The sequence below is a fragment of the Desulfatibacillum aliphaticivorans DSM 15576 genome, from assembly GCF_000429905.1.
Classification (GTDB): domain Bacteria; phylum Desulfobacterota; class Desulfobacteria; order Desulfobacterales; family Desulfatibacillaceae; genus Desulfatibacillum; species Desulfatibacillum aliphaticivorans.
The window spans coordinates 31,987-58,218 of record NZ_AUCT01000031.1; the positions used below are offsets into that span (position 1 = coordinate 31,987).

General features: G+C 54.6%; 25 protein-coding genes. 15 read left to right on the top strand and 10 right to left on the bottom strand.

Annotated elements, in window-relative coordinates:
- The first annotated feature begins 7 nt into the window (after positions 1 to 7).
- The 10 genes from G491_RS0122615 (at position 8) to G491_RS0122660 (ending at position 5,280) form a co-directional block, all read left to right on the top strand.
- Entirely contained in the window at positions 8 to 385 is a 378-nt protein-coding gene (locus G491_RS0122615; RefSeq protein ID WP_028316168.1) for a DUF2703 domain-containing protein, read from the top strand.
- Positions 386 to 402: 17 nt separating this feature from the next.
- On the top strand, positions 403 to 633 hold the full coding sequence (locus tag G491_RS0122620) for a thioredoxin family protein (protein ID WP_015949449.1): 231 nt from the start codon (positions 403 to 405) through the stop codon (positions 631 to 633).
- A gap of 126 nt (positions 634 to 759) precedes the next feature.
- On the top strand, positions 760 to 1,173 hold the full coding sequence (locus G491_RS0122625; protein WP_015949448.1) for a thioredoxin family protein: 414 nt from the start codon (positions 760 to 762) through the stop codon (positions 1,171 to 1,173).
- Positions 1,163 to 1,879: a cytochrome c biogenesis CcdA family protein gene (locus tag G491_RS0122630; protein ID WP_015949447.1), complete on the top strand. Its 717-nt coding sequence runs from the start codon at positions 1,163 to 1,165 to the stop codon at positions 1,877 to 1,879. Before G491_RS0122625 ends, G491_RS0122630 begins: the two co-directional genes overlap by 11 nt.
- 80 nt (positions 1,880 to 1,959) lie before the next feature.
- The gene (locus G491_RS0122635) at positions 1,960 to 2,352 is read left to right on the top strand and encodes a rhodanese-like domain-containing protein (protein ID WP_015949446.1); all 393 of its coding nucleotides are present in this window, start codon (positions 1,960 to 1,962) and stop codon (positions 2,350 to 2,352) included.
- Between the two features lie 23 nt (positions 2,353 to 2,375).
- Positions 2,376 to 3,182 (top strand): sulfite exporter TauE/SafE family protein, encoded by an 807-nt coding sequence (locus tag G491_RS0122640; RefSeq protein ID WP_028316169.1) that lies wholly within the window; start codon positions 2,376 to 2,378, stop codon positions 3,180 to 3,182.
- 101 nt (positions 3,183 to 3,283) lie between these two features.
- On the top strand, positions 3,284 to 3,808 hold the full coding sequence (locus G491_RS0122645) for a (Fe-S)-binding protein (RefSeq protein ID WP_028316170.1): 525 nt from the start codon (positions 3,284 to 3,286) through the stop codon (positions 3,806 to 3,808).
- Positions 3,809 to 3,831: 23 nt separating this feature from the next.
- A complete protein-coding gene (locus G491_RS0122650) occupies positions 3,832 to 4,272 on the top strand; it encodes an arsenate reductase ArsC (RefSeq protein ID WP_028316171.1) in 441 nt (146 codons plus the stop codon).
- Positions 4,273 to 4,295: 23 nt separating this feature from the next.
- Complete coding sequence (locus tag G491_RS0122655; RefSeq protein ID WP_028316172.1) at positions 4,296 to 4,745, top strand: arsenate reductase ArsC; 450 nt, start codon at positions 4,296 to 4,298, stop codon at positions 4,743 to 4,745.
- 118 nt (positions 4,746 to 4,863) lie between these two features.
- On the top strand, positions 4,864 to 5,280 hold the full coding sequence (locus G491_RS0122660; RefSeq protein ID WP_015949441.1) for a VOC family protein: 417 nt from the start codon (positions 4,864 to 4,866) through the stop codon (positions 5,278 to 5,280).
- Between the two features lie 36 nt (positions 5,281 to 5,316).
- On the opposite strand, the gene mgtE is transcribed toward G491_RS0122660, so the two are convergent.
- A complete protein-coding gene (mgtE, locus tag G491_RS0122665) occupies positions 5,317 to 6,702 on the bottom strand; it encodes a magnesium transporter (protein ID WP_015949440.1) in 1,386 nt (461 codons plus the stop codon).
- A 527-nt stretch (positions 6,703 to 7,229) separates the two neighbouring features.
- Between mgtE and G491_RS34475 the strand changes: the two genes are divergently transcribed.
- Positions 7,230 to 9,119 (top strand): leucine-rich repeat domain-containing protein, encoded by a 1,890-nt coding sequence (locus G491_RS34475; RefSeq protein ID WP_051327464.1) that lies wholly within the window; start codon positions 7,230 to 7,232, stop codon positions 9,117 to 9,119.
- A 58-nt stretch (positions 9,120 to 9,177) separates the two neighbouring features.
- Here the strand turns inward: G491_RS34475 and G491_RS0122675 are convergent, their stop codons facing one another.
- The 5 genes from G491_RS0122675 to G491_RS0122695 form a co-directional block, all read right to left on the bottom strand.
- On the bottom strand, positions 9,178 to 9,999 hold the full coding sequence (locus G491_RS0122675; protein ID WP_015949438.1) for an EFR1 family ferrodoxin: 822 nt from the start codon (positions 9,997 to 9,999) through the stop codon (positions 9,178 to 9,180).
- A gap of 15 nt (positions 10,000 to 10,014) precedes the next feature.
- Entirely contained in the window at positions 10,015 to 10,578 is a 564-nt protein-coding gene (locus G491_RS0122680; RefSeq protein ID WP_015949437.1) for a class I SAM-dependent methyltransferase, read from the bottom strand.
- 47 nt (positions 10,579 to 10,625) lie between these two features.
- Positions 10,626 to 11,039 carry a MarR family winged helix-turn-helix transcriptional regulator gene (locus G491_RS32075; RefSeq protein ID WP_015949436.1) on the bottom strand — a complete coding sequence of 138 codons (414 nt, stop codon included), beginning with the start codon at positions 11,037 to 11,039 and terminating at the stop codon, positions 10,626 to 10,628.
- Positions 11,040 to 11,174: 135 nt separating this feature from the next.
- Positions 11,175 to 13,103 carry a methyl-accepting chemotaxis protein gene (locus tag G491_RS34480; protein WP_084511652.1) on the bottom strand — a complete coding sequence of 643 codons (1,929 nt, stop codon included), beginning with the start codon at positions 13,101 to 13,103 and terminating at the stop codon, positions 11,175 to 11,177.
- Between the two features lie 274 nt (positions 13,104 to 13,377).
- Positions 13,378 to 15,378 carry an oxidoreductase gene (locus G491_RS0122695; protein ID WP_028316173.1) on the bottom strand — a complete coding sequence of 667 codons (2,001 nt, stop codon included), beginning with the start codon at positions 15,376 to 15,378 and terminating at the stop codon, positions 13,378 to 13,380.
- A gap of 379 nt (positions 15,379 to 15,757) precedes the next feature.
- Between G491_RS0122695 and G491_RS0122700 the strand changes: the two genes are divergently transcribed.
- Entirely contained in the window at positions 15,758 to 17,596 is a 1,839-nt protein-coding gene (locus G491_RS0122700) for a phospholipase D-like domain-containing protein (RefSeq protein WP_169829503.1), read from the top strand.
- 7 nt (positions 17,597 to 17,603) lie between these two features.
- On the opposite strand, the gene G491_RS0122705 is transcribed toward G491_RS0122700, so the two are convergent.
- Complete coding sequence (locus G491_RS0122705) at positions 17,604 to 18,524, bottom strand: DMT family transporter (RefSeq protein WP_028316175.1); 921 nt, start codon at positions 18,522 to 18,524, stop codon at positions 17,604 to 17,606.
- Between the two features lie 716 nt (positions 18,525 to 19,240).
- Here G491_RS0122705 and G491_RS0122715 point away from each other — a divergent pair.
- Positions 19,241 to 19,651, top strand: coding sequence for a very short patch repair endonuclease (locus G491_RS0122715; RefSeq protein WP_028316176.1), 411 nt, complete (start codon positions 19,241 to 19,243; stop codon positions 19,649 to 19,651).
- Positions 19,652 to 19,656: 5 nt separating this feature from the next.
- On the top strand, positions 19,657 to 20,802 hold the full coding sequence (locus tag G491_RS0122720) for a DNA cytosine methyltransferase (RefSeq protein WP_028316177.1): 1,146 nt from the start codon (positions 19,657 to 19,659) through the stop codon (positions 20,800 to 20,802).
- 265 nt (positions 20,803 to 21,067) lie between these two features.
- On the opposite strand, the gene G491_RS34485 is transcribed toward G491_RS0122720, so the two are convergent.
- From G491_RS34485 to G491_RS0122735, 3 genes are all read right to left on the bottom strand, one after another.
- On the bottom strand, positions 21,068 to 23,872 hold the full coding sequence (locus G491_RS34485; protein ID WP_084511648.1) for a PAS domain S-box protein: 2,805 nt from the start codon (positions 23,870 to 23,872) through the stop codon (positions 21,068 to 21,070).
- Between the two features lie 190 nt (positions 23,873 to 24,062).
- Complete coding sequence (locus tag G491_RS0122730) at positions 24,063 to 25,103, bottom strand: TRAP transporter substrate-binding protein (protein WP_028316178.1); 1,041 nt, start codon at positions 25,101 to 25,103, stop codon at positions 24,063 to 24,065.
- Between the two features lie 48 nt (positions 25,104 to 25,151).
- Positions 25,152 to 25,523 carry a cupin domain-containing protein gene (locus G491_RS0122735; RefSeq protein WP_035219883.1) on the bottom strand — a complete coding sequence of 124 codons (372 nt, stop codon included), beginning with the start codon at positions 25,521 to 25,523 and terminating at the stop codon, positions 25,152 to 25,154.
- 326 nt (positions 25,524 to 25,849) lie between these two features.
- Here G491_RS0122735 and G491_RS0122740 point away from each other — a divergent pair, with 326 nt between their 5' ends.
- On the top strand, positions 25,850 to 26,227 hold the full coding sequence (locus G491_RS0122740) for a response regulator (protein WP_028316180.1): 378 nt from the start codon (positions 25,850 to 25,852) through the stop codon (positions 26,225 to 26,227).
- Positions 26,228 to 26,232 lie beyond the last annotated feature (5 nt).

Here is a 26,232-nt window from a genome sequence, read left to right on the forward strand (position 1 = left end):
GGGTTTCATGAAGAAAATTAAGCTGGAATGGCGGCGTTTGACCCAAGACGGCAAGACTTGCGATCGTTGTTCGGACACAGGGTGGGAGGTGCGCCGTGCGGCCAGCGACCTGAGAAAGATGGGCTGGGAGGTCTTGCTGAATGAAATCCCTTTGGACGAAAAAAACCTGGACCAGTCCAATATCATCCTGATTAACGGCGTTCCCATTGAAGAAATTCTGCCGGGGGCGAAAAAGTCGGAAAACTGCTGCGCGTCCTGCGGAGACATGCTGGGCGCTCCGGTTATGTGCCGGACCGTGAAATATAATGGAACAACCCACGAGGCCATTCCCGCTTCCATGATTATGGAGGCCGCGGCCTTATGCAAAAAAGAATTTTCGGAATAAAGGAAAAGGGAGATACAATGGATATCAAAGTTTTGGGGCCCGGGTGCAAAAAATGCGAACAAACCGCCAAAATCGTCAAGGAAGCCCTGGCTGAAGCCGGCGTGGAAGCCAATGTGGAAAAGGTTACCGACATGATGGAGATTGCGGGCTACGGCGTCATGGCCACCCCCTCCGTGGTGGTGGACGGCCAAATGAAAATTGCAGGCAAGGTTCCCAAGAAAAAAGACGTCCTTTCCTGGCTGAAATAGGCGGCGAAAAATGGGGCCATTGCGCCCATTTTTACATTGCTTTGACTACGGGAGCCGGGCCGTGTAAGGGGCCGCATTTTTAACTGGCTTGGCCGTGGATTATTATCCAAACAAGGGGGGAGTTCAATGAAAAGGCTGGTCTTTGTCAACTTGTTGTTTCTTTTTATGCTGTTGCTTCAAAATCCGGCGGCGTCCCAGGATGCCGCGGAAGAGCCGGTTCCTCAGGTCCCCACGCCGGGCATGGTCACCATGCTGGATTTGGGCGCCCACAAATGCATTCCCTGCAAAATGATGGCGCCGGTCATTCAGGAATTGCAAAAGGAGTATCAAGGACGGGCGTCCGTCATCTTTATCGACGTGTGGCAGAACAGGGAGGAAGGCGCCAAATACAACCTCAGAGCCATCCCCACCCAGATTTTTTACGACAAAACCGGCAAGGAAGTCAGCCGCCACGTGGGCTATATGGATAAAAACAGCATTGTCGCCATATTTGACAAGCTGGGAGTCCCTAAAACCAAGGCGTCAGACAATGCTCAATGACCTTTTCGTCACAATAAACCAATGGATGTCCGGGGGCCTCCTCACCGCAGCCATCGGATGCCTGCTGTGGGGAATGATCAGTGTGCTTTTGTCCCCCTGCCATATGGCTTCCATCCCTCTGATAGTAGGATATGTGGGGGGACAGGATAAAATTCTGGAAGTTAAGGGCGCCGCAAAATACGCGGTTGCTTTTACTGTGGGCTTGTTCATAACCATCGCCGCTTTAGGAGTCGTGTGCGCCGTCCTGGGGCGTATGCTGGGAGATGTGAGCCCGTACTGGACCATTCTGGTGGGCGCCATTCTTCTTTGGGTCGCCCTGGACATGCTGGGAGTTCAAGCCTGCTCCATGTCCTCCGGCGCCATGTCCAGGCTGCGCGTCAAGGGGATAGGCGGCGCCTTTATTCTCGGCCTCGCTTACGGAATTCTTTCCGGATCATGCACCTTTGGATTTATCGCTCCTATTCTGGCCGTCATCACGGTTCAGGAAAAAATTGCAACAGGCGTGATGATGATCATATTATTTGGAGTAGGCCATTGCATTCCCATCGCAGCGGCCGGGTCCAGCGCTGCGTTGGTGCGCAGGGTTTTGTCGAATAACGCCTTTCTACGGGGGGGCGCCTGGTTTCGAAAAGGCGCCGGCGTTCTGGCGGCGGGCCTAGCTGTTTATTTTATCGTCCGGCCGTTTATCCAAAATCCCCCGGTTTAAACGCCTTTGAATTGGCCGGAACTTTTTTGTACAGGATTCAACCTGCATAGAACAAATTCAGCTCAGCAAGGAAGAAAAACATGGAACAAGTGCTAAAAAAACTTACATTGGAATTTTTCGGTAAAGGGAAGCATAAAATAACGCCTCAGAAGTTTTTCGAAATGGAAAATGCGTTTTTGCTGGACGTCCGATCCAAAGAAGAAGCCGACTCCATTCCCATAGCCATGAAGGCGCACCCAAACATAGAAGCCAAAAACATTCCGGTCCATGAAATTCCGGATAGACTTGACGAAGCGCCGAAAAACAAACCCATCGGAGTATTTTGCCCTGCAAACGTCAGATCCGCCATTGCTTACGCCTATTTGCTTTCCAAAGGATTTTCGGACGTCCGTATTATTGAAGGCGGCTATTCCGATCTAACGGACGCCTTGAAGCCCGGGCCGCTGCTTAAGTCGCTCCAGGGCGGGAAATAGCCAAGGATTCCAGGAGCCATGAAATGACCAGTCTAATTATCGCCGGTTTCCTGATTTTCCTTGTAGCCGTTACCATGACCATGGTGGGAAAGGGCGGCGGCAATTTCTATGTGGTGATTTTGGCGATCACCGGCGTTCCCATGCATGAAGCGGCTGCAACCGGGCAATTTATTCTTTTTGCAGCGTCCATCGCAGCCATGATTATTTTCCAAAAAAATAAGTCAGTTTCTTGGCTTCTGGCTTTTTGGATCGGCACGGTTACGGCGTTTTCCGCCCTTGGCGGGGGCTATTTTTCCCATCTGTTCAGCGCTTTTTCCCTAAAAATAGTATTCGCAATCATGCTGCTGATCGCGGGCGTTGTCATGCTCATTCCCGTGTCTGAGCGTCACAGCGCCGCCGGAAAAAAACGTCTCGGCGTCATCAGCATTCAATCCGGCATGGAAACATATGACGTCAATTTATGGATCGTCTTGCCAGTGACGATTTTGACGGGCTTCGGATCCGGGATGGTGGGGGTGTCAGGAGGATCTTTTCTGGTTCCTTTGATGGTGCTGGTATGCGGCGTTCCCATGCACACGGCTGTGGGAACGGCGTCCACGCTCATAGCGGCGACCGCTTTCATGGGCTTCACAGGCCATGCGATCCAGGGGGACTTTAATCCTTCCTGGGCAGGCCCATTGGCTGTTATCACCGTTGCGGGAGGCATTCTTGGCGGAAAACTGGCGTTGCGTTCAAAGCCCAAACACTTAAAAAAAATTTTTGCATATACAAACTGGCTCGCAGCCCTGTTTATGATTGTAAACGCGCTGCATACAAAGGGAATTGTTTAGCCGGAAGCCGGACCATGCACTTGCGGATTTTATCGCGGCCCGCCCCTGGCTAACGCAAATCAAACAAACTAAGTTTATTCTGCACATTACGGAGGTAGTTCATGCTTCTGGAAAGCTACTCCAAGCGCATCACGCGGCCGGATTGCAACCACAGCTTTGAGTCCGTGGTTTGCATAGCCAGCCTGGATTCCGACGTCGGCGAGGCCCTGCCCTATCTCAACGCGGAGCTGGGCGGCATTGAATACCACAAGGACCCGCCCACGGTCATGTTCCGGGTGAACAACCGGATCATCAAGGTGGGCGCCCGGGAAATCGCCATCAACGCCCTGGCGGACGAGGCGGAAGCGGACAAAATCCTGACCTGGATGATCCGTGAAATCAACCGGGTCTGGGAGGAAAAGGATTCCATAACCCCCTGTTACGAAGGAAAAAAATCGCCCCTGTTTCTAGAAATTTTGAAACGCCTCCCAAAAACCAATTGCAAAAAATGCGGCCAGCCCACGTGCATGGTTTTCGCCAATCTGGTGCGGGAAGGCGGCAAGGGCGCGGAAGACTGTCCGGAATTGACCGGAGAAAAACTGGAAAGCCTGCAGGATTATCTGGCGGATTTCGACTTTGACGCCTGATAAGGGCTTTTGGAGATATAATTATGTCCGAGGAACTGACCAAAATCTTGTTTTTGTGCACCGGGAATTCCTGCCGCAGCCAGATGGCCGAAGGCTTTGTCAATGAATTAAGAAGCGACGAGTTCCGGGCCTGGTCCGCAGGCGTGGAGACCCACGGGCTAAACCTCCTGGCGGTCAAGGCCATGGCCGAAGTCGGAATCGACATTTCCCACCACACCTCCAAACTGGTGGATCAATTTCTGGACAAGGACCTGGATTACGTGGTCACGGTTTGCGACCACGCCAAGGAATCCTGCCCCATGTTTTTGGGCAAGGCAAAAAAGGTCCATGCAGGCTTTGAAGACCCGCCCGCTCTGGCCGCCGACGCAAAAACCGAAGAAGACGCCTTGGTGTATTACAGAAAGGTCCGGGATGAAATCCGGGCCTTTGTGGAAGCCATGCCCGACAATCTGAATAACGACTGACCATTTTCAAAAGGGGATTTACCATGCAAAAAACGCGCGTTTTATTTGTCTGCGAACACAACTCCGCCCGGAGCAGAATGGCCGAGGCTTTTTTAAACTCCTTGGCGGGCGACCGGCACATGGCGGAAAGCGCAGGTTTTGATATCGCGCCGGTGAATCCCCTGGTCGCCGAGGTCATGGCTGAGCTTGGCATGGACATTACGGCCAAGGAATCCCAAAAGGTTTTCGACCTTTATAAATCCGGGCGCATTTATGAATTTGTGATCACCGTCTGCGACGAATCCCTGGCCGAGCAATGCCCCGTCTTTCCCGGCATTGTAAGGCGCTGCCATTGGAGTTTCCCCGATCCCTGGAACCTTGAAGGGACCGAAGAGGAAAAGCTGGAGCAAACCCGCCAGATTCGGGATAAAATCCGCGAAACAGTGGAAAAATGGCTGGCCGATCCTGATTGCTGCCAGCTTGTAAAGCCTTGAACCAAGGATTCTTCATGCCAAGACCGCTCTGTTGGCGCTCTTCAAACGCGACATTGGCTTTTATACCCGCCAATGTTATTGTCGAACCCAACATCCAACTATTGAAACCGGAGGGCGTATGAAGCCGAGAATCAGCATGATCACCCTGGGCGTTCGGGACATGGACCGGGCAGTCAAATTTTATGAAGAGGGCCTGGGACTGCCCAAAATGGACTACGACCCGGCGGTCGCCTTTTTCACCCTGAACGGAACCTGGCTGGCATTATACCCCTGGGACCTTTTGGCCGAAGACGCCCAGGTTCCGCCGGAAGGAACGGGATTCCGGGGCGTGACCCTGGCTCACAACCTGGCCTCGGAAGCTGAGGTGGACGCGTTCCTGGCTCAGGCGCTTGAAGCCGGGGCGACCCAGGTCAAGCCTCCCCAAAAGGTTTTCTGGGGCGGGTACTCGGGATATTTCGCCGACCCTGACGGGCATCTTTGGGAAGTTGCGTACAATCCCTATTTTTGGATCGGCCCCAAGGACGAAGAGGCCTGATGATAAAGGCGGGGGACGCCCCCGCCCTTCTCCCTTTTACACCCCCAAAATCAACTTGGCCGACGTGAAGTAGATAAGCAGCCCGGTGATGTCCACGACTGTGGTTAGGGCCGGGCTGGCCACGATGGCCGGGTCCCATTTCATCTTTGCTGCAAACAAAGGCAAAATCGCCCCCACCAGGGTGGCGGTAACCACCTGCAGCGCCAGGGCGGCGGCTATGGCGACCCCCACCTTGGCCAGGGAAATTCCCATGGGGATGTTGTCTCCGTGGGAGAGAAACATGACCTTTAGCCAGGACAGGCCCCCCAAAATCAGCGCCAGCAAAACTGAAATTTTCAATTCCTTATAAAGCACCCTGAAGGTGTCCTTGGGCGAAATTTCTTTTAAGGCCAGGGCGCGCACCACCACAGTCGCCGACTGGCTGCCCGTATTTCCGCCGGTATCCGCCACCATGGGCATATAAAGCGCCAGAATCAACATATGCATGAGGCTGGCCTGAAAAGAATGAATGATCACGCCGGAAATCAGGCCCAGGGCGGCCAGGCCCACAATCCAGTAAGCGCGGTTTTTAAAATGAATCCAGGACGGGGTTTTAAGATATACGCCGGCTTCGTGGGTTCCGGTGATAGCCGCCAGCTTCTCCATGTCCTCCGTGGTTTCCTGGGTGATGACGTCCAACGCGTCGTCATGGGTGAAAATTCCCACCAGGGCGTCGCCTCCGTTGACGACAGGCAGGGCCAATAGGTCGTATTTCTGGATTTTCCTGGCAGAGGCTTCCTGGTCGTCCTCCACCCGGGAAAAAATCACATCCTTGTGCATGATGTCCCCCACCCTTGCGTTGCGCCGCGCCGTAATAAGGTCCTTTAAGGATACAAACCCAAGCAGCCTGCGCTTTTCGTCCACCACATAGGTGTAATAAATGGTTTCCTTGTCCGGCGCTGCTTCACGCAGGCGGTCGATGGCCTGGGATGCGGTGAGGTCCGCTGAAAGCACGGCGTAGTCCGAGGTCATGACGGCGCCGGTGGTCCCCTCTTCATACGAGGCCAGGCGGCGGATATCCTCCCGCTCAGCCTGGGCCAGGGCCGGCAGCACGTTTTCCTGCAGTTCGCTGCTCATTTTCTTGAATAAATCGGCCCGGTCGTCCGGGGGCATGTCCGCCAGCAGGGCGGCAAGGTCCTTCCGGGGCATCCCGGAAGCCATGTTCACTTGAACGTCTTCATCCAGATGGCTGAAAATCTCAGCGCCCAAAGGGGCCGGAGCATGGCCAAGGACTACCCGCGCCTCGCTGTCCGGAAAGGAAGACAAAGCGTCGGCGATGTCGGCCGGATGATAGGATTGGCAGTAATTCTTTACGGATTGATAATCGGCGTGCGCGAGCATTTCGCGCAGTTCAATGATGTGGAGCGGATTTTTGATGTTCATGATTCACCTCCTTTTGAGCCGCGGCGAAAACGCGTGGCGGCCGGAGGCGAATCAACGGGCTATAACGAACCGGAGAGCCTGCCCATCGCGAAGGGGGCCGCATTGCGTGTACGCCGCAAAGCAAAGGCGCATGAGCGCCATGCGATTTGTGCGTCCGGACAACGGGGACTGTGACTGTCTCCTGGGTCGTTCATGGGGCTTTCTCCTAATGAGTTCTGATATACGGGCGAACGTCCGCCCTCCTTAGCCGAGAAAGGATTATCCTCCTGATCATATTGGAAGGCAAGAAAAATATTCGGCCGAAATCACTTCTGACTTAGCAGGCTAGTAAAATGACATTTATAAAATTTTACACTGACTATGATTTCTCATTTTTTAACATGAAATACCACATCAATTCTTGACTAATCCGGAAGGGTGTGACACGGTTCAGCCTAATTCAACAATCGTATAAACTTTTTGCAATAGGTTTGCAGGGGGGATGTTTTTTCGACGAGCAATTGGTTTTTTGCTAGTGAGGGAGAAAAATGCCCAAATACGCCCGTTTGCCGATTATCTTCACGCTGGCTTTATTCTTTTGGGTTCCCCAGGTTTCGGCTCAAATACCGGAAGCGGAAAGGGCGGCCCTTATAGCGCTATACACCGCTGCGGGGGGAAGCAGTTGGACGAATGCAAGCGGTTGGAAAGAGGAGCCTCTTGCAGAGGACGGATTTGCAGAGCCGGGGACGGAAGCCGGATGGTACGGCGTGACATGCAATAATGACGAAAGCCATGTGACCGGCCTCGCTCTTTCGGGAAACGGCTTGACAGGGACTATCCCCGCGGATGTATCCGACCTGCTCCTGTTGGAGACTCTCGACCTGTCGAAAAATGCAATAGAAGGGGAAATACCCGCTTCGCTGGGAAGTCTGAGCGCGTTGACCGGCCTGTATCTTCATCGCAACCAGTTGGAAGGCTCGCTCCCCGCCTCCCTGGGAAATTTAGGCGCCCTTGAACAACTGTACGCCAATCGCAACACCCTTTCCGGGCCCTTGCCCGAGGAATTCTCCAAGTTGTCGGAGCTCAGGATACTGGACATCCATCACAACTTGTTGAGCGGTGAAATTCCTGCATGGTTGGGAGATCTTTTCTGGCTGCAGCAAATATTGATCCACGCCAACAAATTTACCGGGAGGATTCCGGCGGAGTTGACCAATCTCTTCATGCTGACCAAGCTGAACGTCAGCGAAAATCGCTTGACAGGCGGCCTGCCATGCGGCTTTGGCGGCCTGTCTCAGCTTCAGGAATTCCTGGCCTCCCGAAACAGCCTTTGCGGAAGCATTCCCTCCAGCATTGGAGGCCTCACTAGTCTCATTGTCCTTGATCTAAGCAATAACCGTTTTTGCGGACCTATTCCCGAAGAAATCGTCCACCTGGCCTCCCTCCAGGACGAAAAAAATGATTTCAGGTACAATCAACTTTTTACGGATGATGCGGCAGTTCGCGCCTTTATGAACGCCAAGCAGACGGGCGGAGATTGGGAATCCTATCAGATCGATTTTTTCTACGCCGGAGATTTAAACCGCGATTCCATCCTGACCTTGGAGGACGCCCTGGACGCTTTGCAATTCATGGCGGCCAATTTAAGCCAATGTCAAGACATCGCTGCAGGCGACGTCAATCAGGATGACAAAATCGGCATGGAGGAAGCTCTACACGCCATGCAAGCCTTTGGGTCGGCGCCCGTTATCGACGCTGTTCAGAGCAAGCAAATTGAGGAAGGGAAGCCCCTGAGTTTTACCCTGCAGTTGGAGGCCCCTGGAAGCCCGCCGGTTCGATTCACCATGACCAACATGCCTTTAAGCGCCTCCCTGAACCCGGAAACCGGGTTGTTCTTCTGGACCCCGGGAATCCAGGACGCCCAGGTGCACCAACCGGTCTTCTGGTGCGAGAACGCCCAGGGCGGAGGGAATTACGCCTCCACGACGATCACCGTCACCCAGGGCATTGTTGAGGAAGGATGGGTTCTGGAGGACAATGAGCAGCCTACCACCCTGGATGTGGATTTGACCCTCCGTTGGAACACCCAGGATGCCATTGAGGCGGACGCAATCTGGAGCATCGCCCACCAATGGGGAGAAGATCCGGCCTACCATGCCTCAGTGGAAGGCTCGGCCCAAGGTGCGCCGGGCGTCATGAATCAGGATTACACATTCAACTTTTCCTTCACTTCGTCAGACCCGATGACCACGGACTTTCCGTTTTTGGATGGGGAAGTGATCACATACACCCTGAATCTGAAAAATCTGATGTTTTATCAGGGCGCCTCGGCCGGAAATTGGGACTCCTTGCTGCCCATATCACCTGGTGTGTTGGAGTTGGAGCTTTCGGGAAGCGTGACAGGCTCCAAGGTTTGGGGCGAGGGTCTAACCCCATGAAAAAACAGGCCGGACAGCATGCGCCCGGCCTTTGATCGCTGTATCTATATATAAAGATTTACAGATAAATTTTGCTCTGCTTTTTGTTCAGATCCTGGGGTGTGGACTTTTCCATCTCCATCCTTTGGGCGAACACGCCGCTCATGTCATTGATCTCCAAGGCGTCTTCCGGGCATACGTCCAGGCAGCCCAGACAGGCGATGCAAAGCGCGGGGTCGGCCTCCCCTTTTTCAGCGTCCATGGCGCCGCTGGGGCATTGTTCCTGGCAGGCCATGCACAAGCTGCACTCCTTGCCGTTTCTGGTGGGCAGCTGAGTCAGGGCTTTGAATCGGAATCCCTCGATGGCGTCCAGAAATTCCTCGTTCATATCGGTCTTTTCCAACTCACCCAAAACGCCCCCGTCTTTGCCGGAAAAACGGGCGTAAACCGCGGCGGCATAGTCCTTTGCAGCCGCATAATCCGAGGCGTCCGGCCGCTGGGGAACCGCTTGCCAGCCGCCCCTGTTAAAGGTATGGGCGCCCAGGAACTCGGCCGAAGCGACTACGGTGAAGCCGGCGGTCGCCAATATCTCCCTGGTGGAGTAATGGCAGGGATGCACGTGAAACCCGCCGTAGGTGAAATACATGGCCGCCTTTTTTCCCTGGCCGTTCAGGGTCTGCAGCCATTCCCGCAACACCCGGGGGGCGCGCATGGAATGGATGGGAGCCCCGAAAATCACGCCGTCATAAACGGAAAAATCCATGGGCTCCTTGCGGCCGGCGGGAACAGTGACGTCAAACTTCTCCACTTGGGCGCCCAGTTCGGCAAGGGCCGATTCTATGACGTCCGCCATCTTTTTGGTGTTGCCAGTGGCCGAAAAATACAGGACGGCAATCTTCATGTGCAGTTCCTTTCCCTATTTAAGGGGTATGCATTTCAAATATTCGGGCTTCTCTTCCGCAATGCTCCAGGCCCCGGACTCCAATATCTTGGCCTTGGTCCGCTCCCGGGGCTGGTGGCCGTCGTCAATAAACAGCACGGCCGAAGACTTGGCGAACCGGTTTATCTCCTTCAAAAAAGCCGTTGGTTGGCTCACCATATGGAACATGTCAAAAGCCCATACCAGGTCCACGGACTCGTCCTCCAGGGGCGCCTTGTCCTTGGCCGCCAGCACGGGTTTGACGTTGGTGAGGCCTCCCTTTTGAATCCGTTTTTCCACGGCCTCAATGGCCAGCTCATGGACGTCAATGGCGTACACCGTCCCCTTGAGGCCGACCTTGCGGGAAGCGCGGGGAATATAAGAACCCGGCCCGCATCCGTAATCCGCCACCGTCATTCCTTCCCGGATGGGAAGTTCCTCCAGCCGAGAATCCACGGGAAAAAACCGGTCCCGGATGTTAAAAATGAAAGACATGCCCCGGAAGGCCCATCCGGGCATGCGATCCATCCTTTGGCCGAATCCCTTTTCTTTCAGACTCATGGTGTAGGCTCCTTTGTTTAGTAGGTATACGCTTTTTGCAAAAAAATTTAACCGCGCTGCCCGAAAAACTCGATCAGCTTGTCCAAAAACTCGTCCAAAAAAACCAACTGTTCCTCGGGCATGCCGAAAAAATAGTCCTTAAACCCTCCGTCCATGGTCTCGTGCCAGTGCTCATGGGCGAAAAAAGCCACCTTGCCTTTGGACGTCAGGTGAACCAGCAAGCGGGAGCTGTTATCCGGATCCGGAATCTTGTCCACAAGCCCTTTGGCTTCCAGCTTTTTAAGGGTTTGCGACACCGCCCCCTTGGTAACGCCCATAAAATCCGCCAAATCGGTCACGCTCACCCCCGCATGATGGCCCACGGCTTCTATCATATGGATTTCAGCGCTGTGCAAGTCCTGTTCTATGCCAAACTTCCTGGGCTGTTTTTCCAGGTCCTGCCAGATCTTTACGGCTTTCATGAATTTTCCGATCAGGGAGAACGGCGTCGGCTTGTTCGCGTTCGTATTCATGAAGGAAGCGTATAGCATCTAAACACTAATGTCAAACATTATTTTTCTATCTGCATTTTTTATGGAGCTGAAAAACCGCCTTGGTTACACCTGAAAACGGTTAGCCATATTGCTCAAAGACTCCCCAAGCTCCTTCAGGCTTCCGGTGGACTGCTCCAGCTGCCTGGCGCTGTCCATGTTTTGCTCGCACACCTGTTTTATGTTTTCCAGGGCGTGCGCCAATTGCTCCATGCCGGCCAATTGCTGGTGGCTGGAGGCGGCGATTTGCCGGGAGGACTTGGCGGATTCCGAGGAGCTTTGGGACAATCTGCGGATGGCTTCCTCGGCTTCGGAGGAGAGCATGCCGCCCTCATCCACGGCTTTGGAGCCTCGTTCCGTGGCCATGACGGCGGCGCTTGTGGCTTTTTGGATCTCTGAAAGAATGTTCCGGACCTGCTCTGTGGCCTGCTTGGACTGGTCGGCCAGGGTCTTGACCTCCTGGGCCACTACAGCGAAGCCCTTGCCGAAGTCGCCGGCCTTGGCCGCTTCTATGGAAGCATTGACGGAAAGCAGATTGGACTGATTGGCCAATTCGTTCACGGCGTCGATGATCTCGGCGATGTTCTGGGTCTGCTCGCTCAATTTGACGATGCTTTCGGCCACATATTCCATTTCCGCTCTAATGCGCTCCATGCCGTCCAAGGTCTTGGCCGTGGCGGACAGCCCGCCTTGCGACACTTTTTCCGTGGCTTCCGCGGTTTGCGCCACTTCTTCGGCTTTTCCGCTGGAGAGGCGGACGGTTTCCTTGACTTCCTCGCCGGTTGTGCTGATTTCCGTCACCGAGGCGACCATTTGGGCGGCGCTGGCTGCAAACTGGGAGGCGGCGCCGGAAATCTGAGAGGTGAGATTGGCCAGATAATGGGCGGAGTCCATGATTTCCTTAATCATGTCCTGCTGGGCGTCCATGAAGGTGTTAAACCACGAGGCCAGGTCGCCAACCTCATCCTGATTGGCGATCTTTATCCTTTGGGTCAGGTCTCCCGCTCCCTGAGCCACGTCTTTGAGGCCGTCGCGCACGGTCTTCAGGGGCTTCAGGATGGAAAACTCCAGGAAGAACCAGATCCCCAGAGCGATGAGCAGCATAAGGATCAAACCTAGACCGATCACCCACTTGGCCATAATCCTGACGCCCTTGAGGATCTCACGATCCTGGGCGTTGACCGCCACGAATAAGTCCGTGCCCTTCACTTTTGTGATGGCTGCAGTGTAGATGATTTTCTTCCCGTTCTCCTCCCGCACTATATTATGATAAATTGCGTCCTCATTGCCTGAGAAGCCTTTATCAAGGCCGATATCGGTAAGATTCAGCGTAAAATCAAGACCTTCATCCGGGTGAGTGAGGACCAGCCCCTGGGAATTGATCAGGAAGGCGTGTCCGCTTTCCACGGTCTTTTCCTTCTCCATGAATCGGCTGCGGAAAAAAATCAAATTGATATTGGCGGTCAGGGAGCCCTTTAGGGAGCCGTTTTCCACGCCCACTTGAATTGGAATCACCGGGAGCCCGGACAGGGGGCTTTTCATCGCCTGATATATTATGTATTTCTCATTGGAAATCAGCACATTCGCTTTTTTCCCGGAATCTGCATATTTGATCGCGGCCTCCATGTCGTCAGAGGCGATGGGGGTTCCATCAACATCCCGTAAAGTGACAAGTTCAAAAAAAGGGTACAACTCCACAAGGCTTTCAAAATCCTCGGTCACGCTCTCTCTGGACGCCTGCCCCAAAAAATTGTCTTTGAGGGAATTGCGGTAATGGGCCTGCCTGGAAAGGCGAATCAATTCAGACGTGTTTCTGCGCACCCAGGAGCCTAAATGGGCCGCTGAGGACGCCGCCTGGCTGGAGATGCGCGCCTCGGAATTTTTGACAAGCACGGTGCTAAGTTTGAAATAGTTGATGGCGCCGATAATGCTTAAAAAAACAAATGCGACGAGCACGGCGGGAAGCATGAACTTGATGCGGAGGCTTTTCTTCACGGGATGGAACCTTTCCTTATTTATTTCATCAAGTTGGGGATGAATGCAAGATGAAGGGCGCAAAACCCTGTTTGGCGGCCTCCGCCCTATGCATATAAAAAAAGGGCGCACCGTCTTGAATAACACGATGCGCCCATTGCAATTTCACACGAACTTTTGCAAAAACAACATGCTTTCAATACGTACTAACCAAACAGGCCTATATCCAAACCGCCTGGTGCAACATAGATGACAGCCTAACTACCCCATTCGCACAATAAATTTACTCAGCTTGTTAAATGTTAATGGCCGCCAAAAAACCTCCGTGCACGGCTCCGTCTATCTTTCCCGGGGCTGCGCCATCGCCGATCACGGCGTAGGGAATATCCAGCTCTTCCACCATGTTCGAAACCGTTTTTACGGACCGGGAGCCCACGGCCATGATTACGTTGTCAAACTGCTTTTCCATGGCCTTTCCGTCCACTTCAAACTTCACCAGCCCGCCGGCTACGGAAAGCACCTTGGCGCTGGTGAGAATGTTGATCCCAAAACGCCGGGTGTTGTCCATCAGCACCCATTTGGTGGACCGGCCCACGTCCTTGCCGGATTTGTCCAGCATTTCAAAAACCGTCACCTTGGACGAGCCTTCGAACATGAACTTCTTGATGCGTTCCGGCGGGACCGCATCGTAAGCCATGAGAAAATGCACGGCTTCGGGGGTGAGCGTGCCTTTTTCCGCGGCGAACATGGCGGTCTCCAAGCCCACGGCGCCGCCGCCCACAACCGCCACTTCCGGGCCCAGGGGGGGATCGTTCTTCAAGACGTCCCAGGCGTTCAACACGCAGGGATCATCCTTTCCGTCAATGGGCGGAATCAAGGGCTCGGCGCCCTCGGCCACGATGATGTACTCCGGGGCCGCCGCCTTGATAAGCTCCGCATCTACTTCCGTGTTCAGGTGCAGCTCGATTTCAAGGCTTTCCAGCATGGCCCGGTAATAGCGGATTATTTCAAACAACTCGTGCTTATGCGGAGGCGCCCCCGCCAGCCATAACTGGCCGCCGATGTCGTCGCTTTTCTCATACAAGGCGACTTTGTGGCCCGCCATGGTCGCCGTAACAGCGGCTTCCAGCCCGCCCGGGCCGGCGCCTATGACCATGACCTTCTTGGGGGAGTCGGTTTTCTTCAAGATCCGCTCGCCTTCGAAGCTGGCCCTGGCGTTGAGCGCGCAAAATACCGGCTGGCCCGAAAAAACCTGGTCCGTGCAGCCCTGGTTGCAGGCCACGCAGGGACGGATTTCCTTTTCCCGGCCCGCTTGCGCCTTCATGGGCCATTCCGGGTCGGCAATCAGCACCCGGCCCAGGTTGACCATGTCCGCGCAATTGTCCCGGATGATCTTCTCGGCCAAAGCCGGCTCGGAAATGCGGTTGGACGCCATGATCGGCACATTGACCGCCTTTTTTACATTGGCCGCCAAAAAGGCGAACGCCCCGCGGGGCAGATCCATGGGGAGCTGAGGCACCTTGGTTTCGTGCCAGCCGCCGGTGACGTTAATGGCGTCGATGCCGGCTTTTTCGTAAACCTGGGCGATGGCGGGCATGTCCACATCCGTATTCGCCCCGGGTATGAAATCATTGCCGGCCATGCGGATGGTTACGGGAAAATCAGGCCCCACCGCATCTCTCAGCTTTTCAATGACTTCCCTGGGAAAGCGCACCCTGTTGTCAAAAGACCCGCCGTACTGGTCCGTACGGAGGTTGGTCGTGGGAGAAAGAAACTGGGTGATGAGGTATCCGGCGGACCCGATGATCTCCACGCCGTCAAACCCCGCCTTTTTGGCCCGCACTCCGGCGTCCACAAAGGCCTTTTGGATTCCCGCCAACTCGTCCAGGGTCATTTCCTTGGGCGTCGCCTTGGAATAGGGGCTGAAAACCGGGGACACGCCCAAAGGCTGCTCATTGTTGATTGCTATGGGATGGGCGTAGCGCCCCGCATGAAAAAGCTGAACCCAGGCTTTGGCGCCCGCTTCGTGAATCACGTCCGCCAGTTTGGTAAACGCGGGAACCGCCTCGTCGGAAGCCAGGGACAAAACGATGAATCCGGACCCGATAAAATCCACGCCCACGGGGCCGACGGTCACCAATCCGGCGCCGCCCGCCGCCCTCTCCCTGAAAAAATTGTAATAACGGTCGTTTAGACAGCCGTCATAGCTGTACAGCACCCCCAATGCCGGATAGGCTATCCGGTTTTTGATTTCCACCTTGTTGATTTTAATAGGAGAGAAAAGATAGTCGTACATACTAAACTCCTTGTAAAAGTGTTCGGGGGGTGGTTTGTTTGGGGCAATTGTAAAGAAATTGGAAAAATGCGCAAGCGAATTCTGAAAAAACGAACGAAGGCTCGCTTAATTTCTTTCTCGGAGCCAAGGCCTTGGACGCTTGTTGAGCCGAACGCTCCACCCCCGGACGCCGGTTATCCATAATATATACATTCAACGACGGATAAAACAAATGGACCTTTTTGCATTGGCGGGTTAATGATTTTGGCACAAAAGGCATTGCGAACCATTACCAGGCAAGGAAAAGCCATTCCGGAGGGCCTTTAGGTTGAGATATATTGTATATGATATCAAAATATTAAAAATAGTTTTACCGCTTTTTGCATGGTGTTTTTTGTGTTTGTTGAACAACGACTCCTATGCCGACCCCATTATCGGAAATTTGCTGTCAGAGCGATCCGCCCCCTCCCCGGTGGTGGTTAAGGACGCCGATTCCTTTCCCGAGGCCGTTCCCAATACGGGCGCCAACCGGATTAAGTTTTCCTGCACCGTGTTTTCGCCCAACGAAAACTGCTCCATTCAATCAGTCCGGGCGCTCATGGGGCATACGGCGACTTTTCAGGACGTTTATCTGCGTTCCGATCCCCGGTGCACCCTTCCTTCCGGAGAGGGCCGATACACAGGCAGCCTGCTGGTGGACTCCCTGGCCGACTGCGGAACCTACTGGACGCCCCTTCGGGCTGAGGACTCCATTGGGATGCAGGGCCAGGGTATGACGCGGTTTAAGGTTGTGTTTCACAGGCCGGACGATTTCCCGGCCATCGGCTCTTCGGAATTCAAAACCCTTTTGGAAAGGGCGGGCAACAGCAATTTCGCCCCGGGAAACGTCATCCAGGTTCTGGACGACGGCCCCGCCGCCCTGGCCAAACGCATGGAGCTGATCGAGCAGGCGACCCGCCAGATCAATCTTCAAAGCTACACCTTTGATAAAGACGCGGCCCAGGGCGCCCTGATGGAGCTTCTTTTAAGGAAGGCGAGGCAGGGGGTGGAGGTTAACATCATCCTCAATGCAGGCAGCCAGTTGCCCACGTCGCCTTCCGGCGCCCTGCGTCTGGAGTTGGATGAGCTAGTGGGAAAGTGGCTGGAAAACGCGGAAAAGAAGCTCTCCACAAACAAGCCCGGCGAGTTCGTGGTGAAAAACTTTTTATCCAAGAGCCCGGGCCGGGGCGTGAATCTGATTCTGGTTTCGTCCAATGACCTGGCCCAAAGACATAACGCCCGCAAGGGGCCTCCCGACCATTGGCTTGCCAGAGTTTTGGAGGATAAAGGCGTGATCTCACCGGACCGGAGCCCCCCCGAGGACATCCGGGAAATTTTCAAAGGCCCGGGCGGCCTGCCCGCCCTGCCCCTGCTGGACCACGCAGTGCATGAAAAAATCCTGGTGGTGGACGGCGCCAAGGCCATTGTGGGAGGGCGCAACCTGGAGGACCAATATTTTGACGTTTGGACCGACCTGGACCTGTATCTGGAAGGCCCGGTGGTGGATCAAATCCAGGGTGGCTTCCTGGTTAACTACCGGGAGCTTGGCCGCACCAATCCTGAAGTCAGGGCGCCCATGGATTTGACCGTCCGGAACCAGGTTTTAGGGGACCAGGAGGCCATGTTCGTCCAAAGCAAGCCCTGGGACAAGGATTACGCCGCCCTGTACGCCCTGATCCAAAGCATTCGAGCCAGCGAAAAAAGCCTGTACATCACCTCCCAGTACCTTTCCCTGTCTCAAAGCCTGTTGTGCGACGCCATCATGGACGCCGCCGGACGAGGCGTGGACGTCCGCATCCTGACCAACTCATACGAGACTTCCAGCCAGTTGTATTTCAGCGCCGGCTATTTCATCAGTTTGAACAATATGCAGGACCTGCTGAAGGCTGGGGCGAGAATCTATACGGTCAACGGAAAGCCCGGCGATAAGGCGGCGCCTTACTGCCATAGCAAGGAATACCTGTTCGACTCCAAGATGGCGGCGGTGGGCTCTTTTAACCTGTCCCTGCGTTCGTCCTACATCGAGTCGGAAAACCTGACTTTTATGGACGACGCCTCAATTTGCATGGACAGGGAAGAGGATTTTCTGCAGAGGGTCGAGAACCTGGCGACGGAAATAACGGCCGGGGACCTGGCCCAACAAAAAATCAAATACAAAAATCGGTTGGAGATCGCCTGGTACCTGGATTTGCTGTTTTAACGCAGCTTCATCTGCGCATGTTGGCCATGTAAACGCCGATGAGGGTGAGCGCGCCGCCGCTCATCTGCGCGGCGTTCAGGCTTTCTTTCAGCAAAACCCAGGCGGCCAGGGCCGTGACCACGGGAATTCCGTTCAAAAACACCGAAGCCGAGGAAGCCCGGATTTTGGTCAGGGAGTAGTTCCAGCAGAAAAAAGCCGCACAGGTGGCGAAAATCACCAGGTAGCACAAGGCCCACAAGGAATGGGAGGTCAGGCCTTCCCACTTCACCTGGGGAAATTCCCAAATAAAGGCGGGCAAATAAAGGGTTGCGGCGAATAGCGATTGCAGGCCCGTGATTGTCAGAGCCGAATGGGTCAGCCCCAGATCCCTGGCCATGATAATGTATATGCTGGCGGCGATGACCGCTCCGAAAACCAGGGCGTCGCCCAACATCTCCCCGGACAGGGACCACTCGATCTCCCGGCCCCCGGCCACCAAAATCCCAATGCCGATCAACGAAACCGCCACGCCCATGAAGTTCAGCCTGCTGGCTTTTTCCTTAAGAAAAAACACGGCTGCAACCAGCACAAAAACCGGGATGGTGGCAATGATCAGGGAGGCCTTGGGAGCGGAAGTAAGGCTCAGGCCTTTGGTTTCGCAATAAAAATACAACCCCGGCTCGAACAAGGACAATAAGGTTATTTTTATCCAGTCCTTTTTAAGAAGGCGGGGAAAGCCGGTCTTCAGCCAGATCCCTGTAAACAAAAGCGCGGCCAGAAAAAACCGGATGAAAATCAGAGTGAATATGGGGATGGTTTCCAAAGCGATCTTGGACGCCACAAAGGACAATCCCCAAAAAACCACTGCCGCGAATATGGCCAGATAGGCAAGGGCGAGCCCTTTGCCCGGCTGATCCCCAGCGGCTGTTACGATGTTATTGTGCTCCACTTCTTTACTCCCTGCCCCGCCTCCATGGCCCTCAAAAGAGCATGGCTTCATAACACCTTTCGACAAAAAGGGAAACGCCAAAAAGCAAAGGGCAACTGAATCTTCCACCCTTGGCTGCAAAATCACTAAAAGATTTTGAACCGCGCAAAGCGCGCCCTATGGCAGGCACAGGGGCCTGCCGCTACGAGTCAAATGCAACCTATGCGGCGCCAGCGGTTTTTAGGGTGGCCCAGGCATCGCAGTTTGATGCCTGGGTTGCTTTAGCAACAAAATGTGCGGCCAGGAAAGTGCGCTGGAATTGGGGATGACCGGCGGGCGAAAATCCTTATTCGAAAACGTTTTGGGCAGCCTCGCGGCCTCCCATGGCAATATGCGCTCACTCCGCCAACCCAGTCCGTCATTCCCGTGGAGGGGTTTTGGCGGGATGATTGCGGCGGTTTGCAATCATCATGACAAAATTCCGGAAACGGGAACCCATCGTTTTTTTTTACAAAAATGCCGGGAGAGCGGACGCAGCCGGAATTCATAAAAAACAAGGACTCCGGATTCCTGCGTTCGCAGGAATCACAGTCAAAATAGTCGCACGGTCCCCGCGCTTGCAGTTGCTGGGTCTCCTCGCCGTAGGGGCGCCGCTTGCTGGGCCCGATAGTTACGCGGCTCCCTCGCCCTTTTCTTGACTAATTTCAAAAAATTATGTACTTTTACCCCAGACGCCTATGACAGATAACCTTACGAAAAAACAACGAAAACACACCATGAAGCAGGTGCGGAGCAAAAACACCAAGCCCGAATGGATCGTGCGACGCACCGTCTTTCGACTGGGATTTCGATACCGGCTTCACAGAAAAGACCTGCCCGGCAAGCCCGACCTTGTGTTTCCGGGGCGAAAAAAGATCATCTTCGTCCATGGCTGCTTTTGGCACCAGCACCAGGGATGCCCGGCGTCCAACAGGCCTGCGTCCAACACGGAATACTGGGACAAAAAGCTGGACCGGAACATGGAGCGAGATAAAAAAAATATCGAAACCCTGGGAAACGACGGCTGGCGAGTTCTCGTTATTTGGGAATGCCAGATCAAAGACGGGGAGCAGTTAGAAACAATCATCCGGGATTTCCTCGAGGACTAAAGCCCATGCCTGACACGTTCCGATTTTACGAGTTTTTCGCCGGGGGCGGCATGGCGAGCCTTGGCTTGGGGCCTCAATGGAAATGCGTCTACGCCAATGAATGGTGCGCAAAAAAAGCCCGCTCCTACAAAATCAACCACAGCGGCGCCCCCAGGGTGGACGTTCGGGACGTGGCGGAGGCGACTCCCGCCGACCTCAGGGAAAACGCGGATTTGGCCTGGGCCTCCTTTCCGTGCCAGGATTTGTCCCTGGCGGGGAACGGAAAAGGGCTTCAAGGCGCCCGCAGCGGAACCTTCTGGCCGTTTTGGAATCTCATGAAAGAACTGGACTCCCTGGGCCGGGGCGTTCCGGTTATTGTCCTGGAAAACGTGGTGGGCGCTTTAAGCTCCAACAAGGGCGAGGATTTCAAGGTTCTGGCCAAGGCGTTGAGCAGCGCGGGATACCGCTTCGGCCCCCTGGTTATGAACGCGGTGCATTTCACGCCGCAATCCCGTCCCAGGCTGTTTATCGTCGCCTGCAAAAAGAACCTCCTCATCCCCAAATCCCTGCGCCGGGAAGGGCCTGACGGATTCTGGCATACGCCCAAAACGGCGCAGGCGTATGACTCTCTGCCGGCTTCCACTAAAACGGATTGGATTTGGTGGAATCTGCCCAGGCCCGAGCCGAGAAAGGTTGAACTGGCCGACCTGATTGAAGACGCTCCTGAAAGCGTCTCGGTGCATGCGCAGGAGGAGACGAAACGCATTCTCGCCATGATGTCCGAGGCCAATATCAGCAAGGTGGAAGCGGCGAAAAAATCCGGAAAGCTGACCGTGGGGACTGTCTACAAAAGAACCCGCAAGGATTCGGACGGAAACCGGGTGCAAAGGGCGGAGGTGCGGTTCGACCAGATCAGCGGATGCCTGCGCACCCCGGCGGGCGGCTCCAGCCGGCAGATTTTGATGATCGTAAACGGCAAGGACGTTTCCACCCGGCTGATTTCCACCCGAGAGGCTGCCCGGCTTATGGGCCTGCCCGACGAATACCAATTGCCCCAAAAATACAATGAAGCCTATCACCTGATCGGCGACGGCCTGGCCGTGCCCGTGGTGTCCTGGCTGGCTGACAATTTGCTTTATCCTTTAGCCAGTGTGAATAACGGCGGCGCTTGATTTTTTGCAATTCTGGGGACATGAATTTATCTCTGTATGGGCGAAAAAATTCACCGGTTATGATGTTGAGATAAGGATCGTGTCTCCGTGAAATCATCCTCCCCAACTGCCGGACTTGAAATAATTTTCAGGGGCAATACTGATTTCAAACGTTTTAAAGCAACTGAGGAATTCAGCACGGCCGGCGCTCTCCGTCATCCCCGTGGAGGGAGGCGGTTGGATGGGACTAAAAGCATATAAAGGGAAAGCTGAAATGCACACAGAATCAGGAAGGCCAGGGATCTTTACTGCCTGCAACTCTTGCTCCTTGGCGTCCTGAGCCGGAGGACGGCTTTTTGAATTTTTTGGCGGGCGCTGCTTTTTCCTCGTCCAGGATCTTGCGGACGTCCTTCATGAATTCGTCAAAGGCGAAAGGCTTCATGATCATTTTGCGAATGCCGGCTTTTTCGAAGGACTGTTCGTCTCCGGCGTCGCTGCTGTATCCGGTGCACAGTATTACGGGCAGGCCGGGGCGCACCTTCATGATCTTGGCCGCCAATTCCAGGCCGGTCAATTCCGGCATGGTCTGATCAGTAACCACCAGGTCAAATTGTTCCGGGCCGCTCATAAACCGGGCAAAGGCCTGGGAACTGCATTGATGGGCCGAGACATGGTATCCGTAGTGGCGAAACAAGGCCGTGTAAGAATCCAGAAGATCGGATTCGTCGTCCACCAGCAAGATGGTTTCGTCGCCGGCCACATCTCCGGCTGCGGACTCCTGAATTTCCTCTTTTTCCAGGGTTTCGGGCAGGTAAACCCTGAAGCACGCGCCTCTTCCCACTTCGCTTTCCACGGTGACGGCGCCCTGCCCGGCCTCCACTATGCCGTGGACCACGGCCAGCCCCAGGCCGGTGCCCTCTCCTTTTTCCTTGGTGGTGTAGTAGGGGTCGAAAATTCGTTTTTTGACGTCAGGGGACATGCCCTGCCCCGTGTCAGCCACGGAAAGCCGGATATATCTCCCCGGCGACAGGTTCACATGGGGCGCGGCCTCTCCCGGCGGCAGGAAAACCGTATCCAACGAAACATCCAGAACGCCGCCGTTTTTTCGCATGGCGTGCTCCGCATTGCCGCAAAGGTTCATGAGCACCTGATGAATCTGAGTGGGGTCCGCCATGACCCGGCCCATTTTCTCTTCGGCGCGATATTGAATCTTGATGGTGGAAGGCAGGGAGGCGCGAAGCAGCTTGAGGGCTTCCCGGGTGACAAAAGGCAGGGAAACGGGCGTTTTTTTGTGCTCCGTGCTGCGGGAGAACGTCAGAATCTGGCGAATCAACTCCCGGGCCCGCAGGCTGGCCTTTTTGACGTGTTCCAGGCGAGTCACGTTTTTAGTCCGGTCGTCGGGCTCCATGAGCATGGCCTCGGTGTAGGCCATAATGGCTGACAGGATATTGTTGAAATCGTGGGCGATGCCGCCGGCGAGGGTGCCCACGGCCTCCATTTTTTGGGATTGGCGCAATTGGGATTCCAGGAGCTTTTTCTCTCGGGCGACGGCCATGGATTCGGTGATGTCCCTGCCCAGGCCCTTGAACCCCATGGGGTTGCCTTCCTTGTCCCTCATCAGGTAAGCGGAAATTTGGGCGAATTTCTCGGTTCCGCCCCTGGCCAGGACGGGAAAATCCTCCAGTACTGCCGTCTGCCCCGAAGCGTAAATGGTGGAAAATGCCCCAAACATCCGGTCCCCATCCATGGTCAGGTTGTACCATCCTTTTTCCAGGCCCAGCAGTTCTTCCCTGGAATATCCGGTAAAGCGCATGACCGCGTCATTCACGAAGATGAAGCGCCCGAACAAGTCCAGCTCAAAATAAAGCTCTTCCATGCTGGCCAGAATGGCCCGATACCGGGCCTCGCTGTGGGCCAAAGCCTGCTCGGCCATTTTCCGGGCGTTAATGTCTTTGAAGGTGACCACGTAGCCGGTCAAATCTTCGCCCTCATGACGGATGGGGGACAGGCTTATGAGAATCTGAATCCGGGTTCCATCCCTGCGCACCAGGGCGGTTTCCATTCCCGAAGGCCTGCTGACGGCCGAAGAATTGGCGAAAGCCCGGGTCAGCATGGCCTTATCCTCAGGCGCCCAGTATGCATGGGGAGGGGACATGTCCAGGATTTCCTCCCGGGAGAACCCCGTCATATGACAAAAGGCCGGATTTACTTCCAAATGCCTCCCCTCGGGGCTGAATACGGCTAGGCCGTCCTGGAGAGATTTGATGAGGCTTTCGGCGAAATCCCTGGACTCCTTCAACTTCTCCATGATGCGGAGATTCTGCTCGATCTTCAGGCTTAAATCCTGATTGGCGCGGGTGATTTCCTGGGTGCGCCGGGCCACTTCCTGCTCCAGTTCCTGATTGGCCTGATTAACCTTTTCGTGCTCCGTAAGCAGTTGATGGTTCAGCCAGAAGCTCTTGCGCTCAAAATATTCCATGGAATAGCAGGTGAGCATGCCCACCACGCTGGCGCAGATTAAAAGAAAATTGTTACCGATTAGAATGGCGGCAGGCGTGTAAATCACCCAAACCGTCACGATTTCGTAAAGGATCACAAGCCCCCACCCGGCCAGGGAGGCCCAGATGAAACGGATTTTCGTGAATGTATAGGCATGGATGAAAACAAGAATCAGCCCCACATAATAGGCGAAGTTGAGAGGCGGCGGAGCGATGATCAGAACCATGACGATGCCCGCCCCGGTAATAAACATGACCGCGGCCAGCACCGGCTGCATTACCAGCTTAAAAAACTTTGCATAGGTGAGGAAAAGAGCCAGGGTGATGATGGGGCCGACGATCAGAAAACGGATGGTGAATACGGCATTGACCGTTGAATCGGCCAGAAGCCGGGAATCCAGCAAGCCGAAAAAAAGGTAATAAAACAAAATCAGGTAGAGCGATCCCCTGGCCTGGCTCAGGGACTTTTCAAAATACTCGTCCAGGAAAAGCGACTCCAGTGCTTTATCCTTGCCTGTAAAGCGCAAGGTAACGGGGTTGAAGTCCATTGTCCGGGATGACGCCCCGGCTGTTTCCTGGCCCGTCGTTAGCATGCCGCCCTCTGGAATAAAATACCAAATATTCTATTGTTTGGCTAGTACAATAGGCTGTGAAATGGATTAAATCAAGGTTTTTAACACAGTTCAATAAAATCCATAAAAAACCACTTAACAGAACATGTTTAAGGGGTATAAAGATGACAAAAAATCCAAGAATGATGACGCCTCCAAGGTGCGGGGCCGCTTAAGGGGTGGGGGTCCGATAGGCCTCCAGGTGAGCCTGGACCTCATCCAACAGCTCCTGGGAATACATGACGCCGGTCATTTCTTTCCACACGGGCAGGGCTTGACGCCGCATGCTTTCCAGGTTCCTGGGGCTCACCCGGACTTCCTTAAGGCCGTATTGCAGCATGGCTTTAATGCTTTTTTCATTGTCCTCCCGCACGCCTTGGCAGAATTTATCCTGCAATTCCATCTGGCGGCTTAACAAGGCGGTCTGGTATTCCTCGGGCAAGGTGTTCCAGGCCTCCATGGAAGCGGCGATGGGGGCGGGAGAGTAACGGATTTTAATAGGATTGACGTAGCGGAGGATGGAGTAAAGTTGGGTTCCGGCCACCCAGATGGCGGGAGCGATGCCTGCGTCGGCCTCGCCTTGGCGCAAGACGGATGCGGCCCGCGAGACCTCCACCTTGACGGTTTTGGCGCCGAGTCGGTGTAAAAGGGTCTCTTCCATGGGGCCGTACCAGGCTATGAAGGAGGCCTTTTTCGTATCTTCCAGAGAAGCGATGGGATGCCGGGTGGAGTATATCTGATCAAAATCCTGATCGTTCCATAAAAAGAGCTTTAGCCCGTTGCGGGCCGCGGCCTCATCCAGGACGGGCTGCATTTTTTCCTTGATGAAGTCCACCTCGCCGTAGTCGTTGAACAAAAACGGCAGTTCAAACAGGCCGAACTCCTTGCACAGCAGGGTTGCGCCCTGACCGGCGAAGCCTCCCCCGGACAATCGTCCGCTCTTGATCATGGCGACCACGTCCGCGTCTTCCCCCAGCACCCCGCCCCAGTAGACTTTGACGAACAGGTCGCCTTCACATTCCTCCAGGATAACGGGAAAAAGGACCTCCTCCACTTGGCGAGCCCATCCTACGCCTCTGGGGGCGAGGGTGGCGAATTTCCATTTATAGGAGGCGTCAGCGCCGTTAGGCATGCTGGCCGCCTGGGATGCGGCCGGGAAAATCCAGGCTATGGACAGAAAAAAGACGACTAAAACAGACTTGATTTGTAGCATAGGTTCCTCAAACTGCGGGCATGCAGGGCGCGCCTCCTGATAACTCTTTCATGGAGTGCGCTGCAGCAATTTTGTATCTTCATGGGAGTACGGCGGCGAGCATATGCAGAGAATGCGCATGTCCCCGTCTCCCGTATTTTCAACTTGATGAGGGGTTCCGGGCGGGATGAGCACCGTGCTTCCCCTGCGAACGTCCAGCTTTTCAACGCCCAGGGTCATAACGCCGCGTCCCTGGGTGTAATGATAGATCTCTTCCGTCGCCTCATGCAGGTGAAGCTCGCTTACCAGCCCCGGCGCCAGAACAGCCTCGGCCAGGCTGGTCCTTCCTTCTCCGTGAACGGCCGGATGCAGCAGTTCGCGGATTAAAGTCTGGTCCTTTGTGACATAAGGCGCTATGTGATCGTATTCGGTTTTTATCATGGCTGTAATGTACCTTATCGGCGTCCTTAGTACAAGCATTTCACCGGAGGCTGAACAATCTTCATTATTCTTTAACGCTTAAAGGCGGCCCCACCCTTTGGCCCGGCCGGAGTCGCGCCGACAGAGCCATACAGGGCCGTCGCGCCTTTGTCCATCCTGAAGGCTCTTACACCGCCGATTGGTTGACAAAAGCCCTAACGGCGCCGTAATCTAATTACCAGCGTGGACACGTAATGAAACAGCGCTTCCACATGTATTCGATAATCGGCTTCGGCAATTTTGTTTGATCCGCCCTGTCAAGCCACTCTATTCGGAAAGGATGTGCGATGACCATAGACGTAAAGGTGCTGGTTGTCGACGATGATGAACCAGTGAGAAACAGCCTTGTCAATTTTTTGGAGGACGAGGGTTTTGAGCCGGTTTCCGCGGAAAGCGGGGAGCAGGCGTTGGACCTTGCCGCCAAGGAGCATTTTGACGTGGCCATCGTGGATATGCGCTTGCCCGGGATAGACGGGGATACGGTGGTGCTGGAGGCGAAGAAAATTCAAAGCCATTTGAAGTTTATCATTTACACAGGCTCCGACGATTATTACCCCCAAAACATCCTGCTCGACATCGGCATGAAACAGGAGCACGTTTTTTACAAGCCCTTGCGCAACCTGGATATCCTGTCACAAGCCATAAGAAGCCTTATGGAAGAATAATCGCG

Bases quoted from the DNA above. Each gene is read 5' to 3' on its own strand.
- G491_RS0122735 (WP_035219883.1), bottom strand. From the start codon at position 25,523: ATGATAAAAACCGAATACGATCACATAGCGCCTTATGTCACAAAGGAC.
- G491_RS34475 (WP_051327464.1), top strand. From the start codon at position 7,230: ATGCCCAAATACGCCCGTTTGCCGATTATCTTCACGCTGGCTTTATTC.
- mgtE (WP_015949440.1), bottom strand. From the start codon at position 6,702: ATGAACATCAAAAATCCGCTCCACATCATTGAACTGCGCGAAATGCTC.
- G491_RS0122695 (WP_028316173.1), bottom strand. From the start codon at position 15,378: ATGTACGACTATCTTTTCTCTCCTATTAAAATCAACAAGGTGGAAATC.
- G491_RS34485 (WP_084511648.1), bottom strand. From the start codon at position 23,872: ATGCTAACGACGGGCCAGGAAACAGCCGGGGCGTCATCCCGGACAATG.
- G491_RS0122625 (WP_015949448.1), top strand. From the start codon at position 760: ATGAAAAGGCTGGTCTTTGTCAACTTGTTGTTTCTTTTTATGCTGTTG.
- G491_RS0122615 (WP_028316168.1), top strand. From the start codon at position 8: ATGAAGAAAATTAAGCTGGAATGGCGGCGTTTGACCCAAGACGGCAAG.
- G491_RS0122660 (WP_015949441.1), top strand. From the start codon at position 4,864: ATGAAGCCGAGAATCAGCATGATCACCCTGGGCGTTCGGGACATGGAC.
- G491_RS0122730 (WP_028316178.1), bottom strand. From the start codon at position 25,103: ATGCTACAAATCAAGTCTGTTTTAGTCGTCTTTTTTCTGTCCATAGCC.
- G491_RS0122715 (WP_028316176.1), top strand. From the start codon at position 19,241: ATGACAGATAACCTTACGAAAAAACAACGAAAACACACCATGAAGCAG.
- G491_RS0122640 (WP_028316169.1), top strand. From the start codon at position 2,376: ATGACCAGTCTAATTATCGCCGGTTTCCTGATTTTCCTTGTAGCCGTT.
- G491_RS0122630 (WP_015949447.1), top strand. From the start codon at position 1,163: ATGCTCAATGACCTTTTCGTCACAATAAACCAATGGATGTCCGGGGGC.
- G491_RS0122650 (WP_028316171.1), top strand. From the start codon at position 3,832: ATGTCCGAGGAACTGACCAAAATCTTGTTTTTGTGCACCGGGAATTCC.
- G491_RS0122635 (WP_015949446.1), top strand. From the start codon at position 1,960: ATGGAACAAGTGCTAAAAAAACTTACATTGGAATTTTTCGGTAAAGGG.
- G491_RS0122620 (WP_015949449.1), top strand. From the start codon at position 403: ATGGATATCAAAGTTTTGGGGCCCGGGTGCAAAAAATGCGAACAAACC.
- G491_RS0122675 (WP_015949438.1), bottom strand. From the start codon at position 9,999: ATGAAGATTGCCGTCCTGTATTTTTCGGCCACTGGCAACACCAAAAAG.
- G491_RS0122655 (WP_028316172.1), top strand. From the start codon at position 4,296: ATGCAAAAAACGCGCGTTTTATTTGTCTGCGAACACAACTCCGCCCGG.
- G491_RS0122645 (WP_028316170.1), top strand. From the start codon at position 3,284: ATGCTTCTGGAAAGCTACTCCAAGCGCATCACGCGGCCGGATTGCAAC.
- G491_RS0122720 (WP_028316177.1), top strand. From the start codon at position 19,657: ATGCCTGACACGTTCCGATTTTACGAGTTTTTCGCCGGGGGCGGCATG.
- G491_RS0122740 (WP_028316180.1), top strand. From the start codon at position 25,850: ATGACCATAGACGTAAAGGTGCTGGTTGTCGACGATGATGAACCAGTG.
- G491_RS32075 (WP_015949436.1), bottom strand. From the start codon at position 11,039: ATGAAAGCCGTAAAGATCTGGCAGGACCTGGAAAAACAGCCCAGGAAG.
- G491_RS0122680 (WP_015949437.1), bottom strand. From the start codon at position 10,578: ATGAGTCTGAAAGAAAAGGGATTCGGCCAAAGGATGGATCGCATGCCC.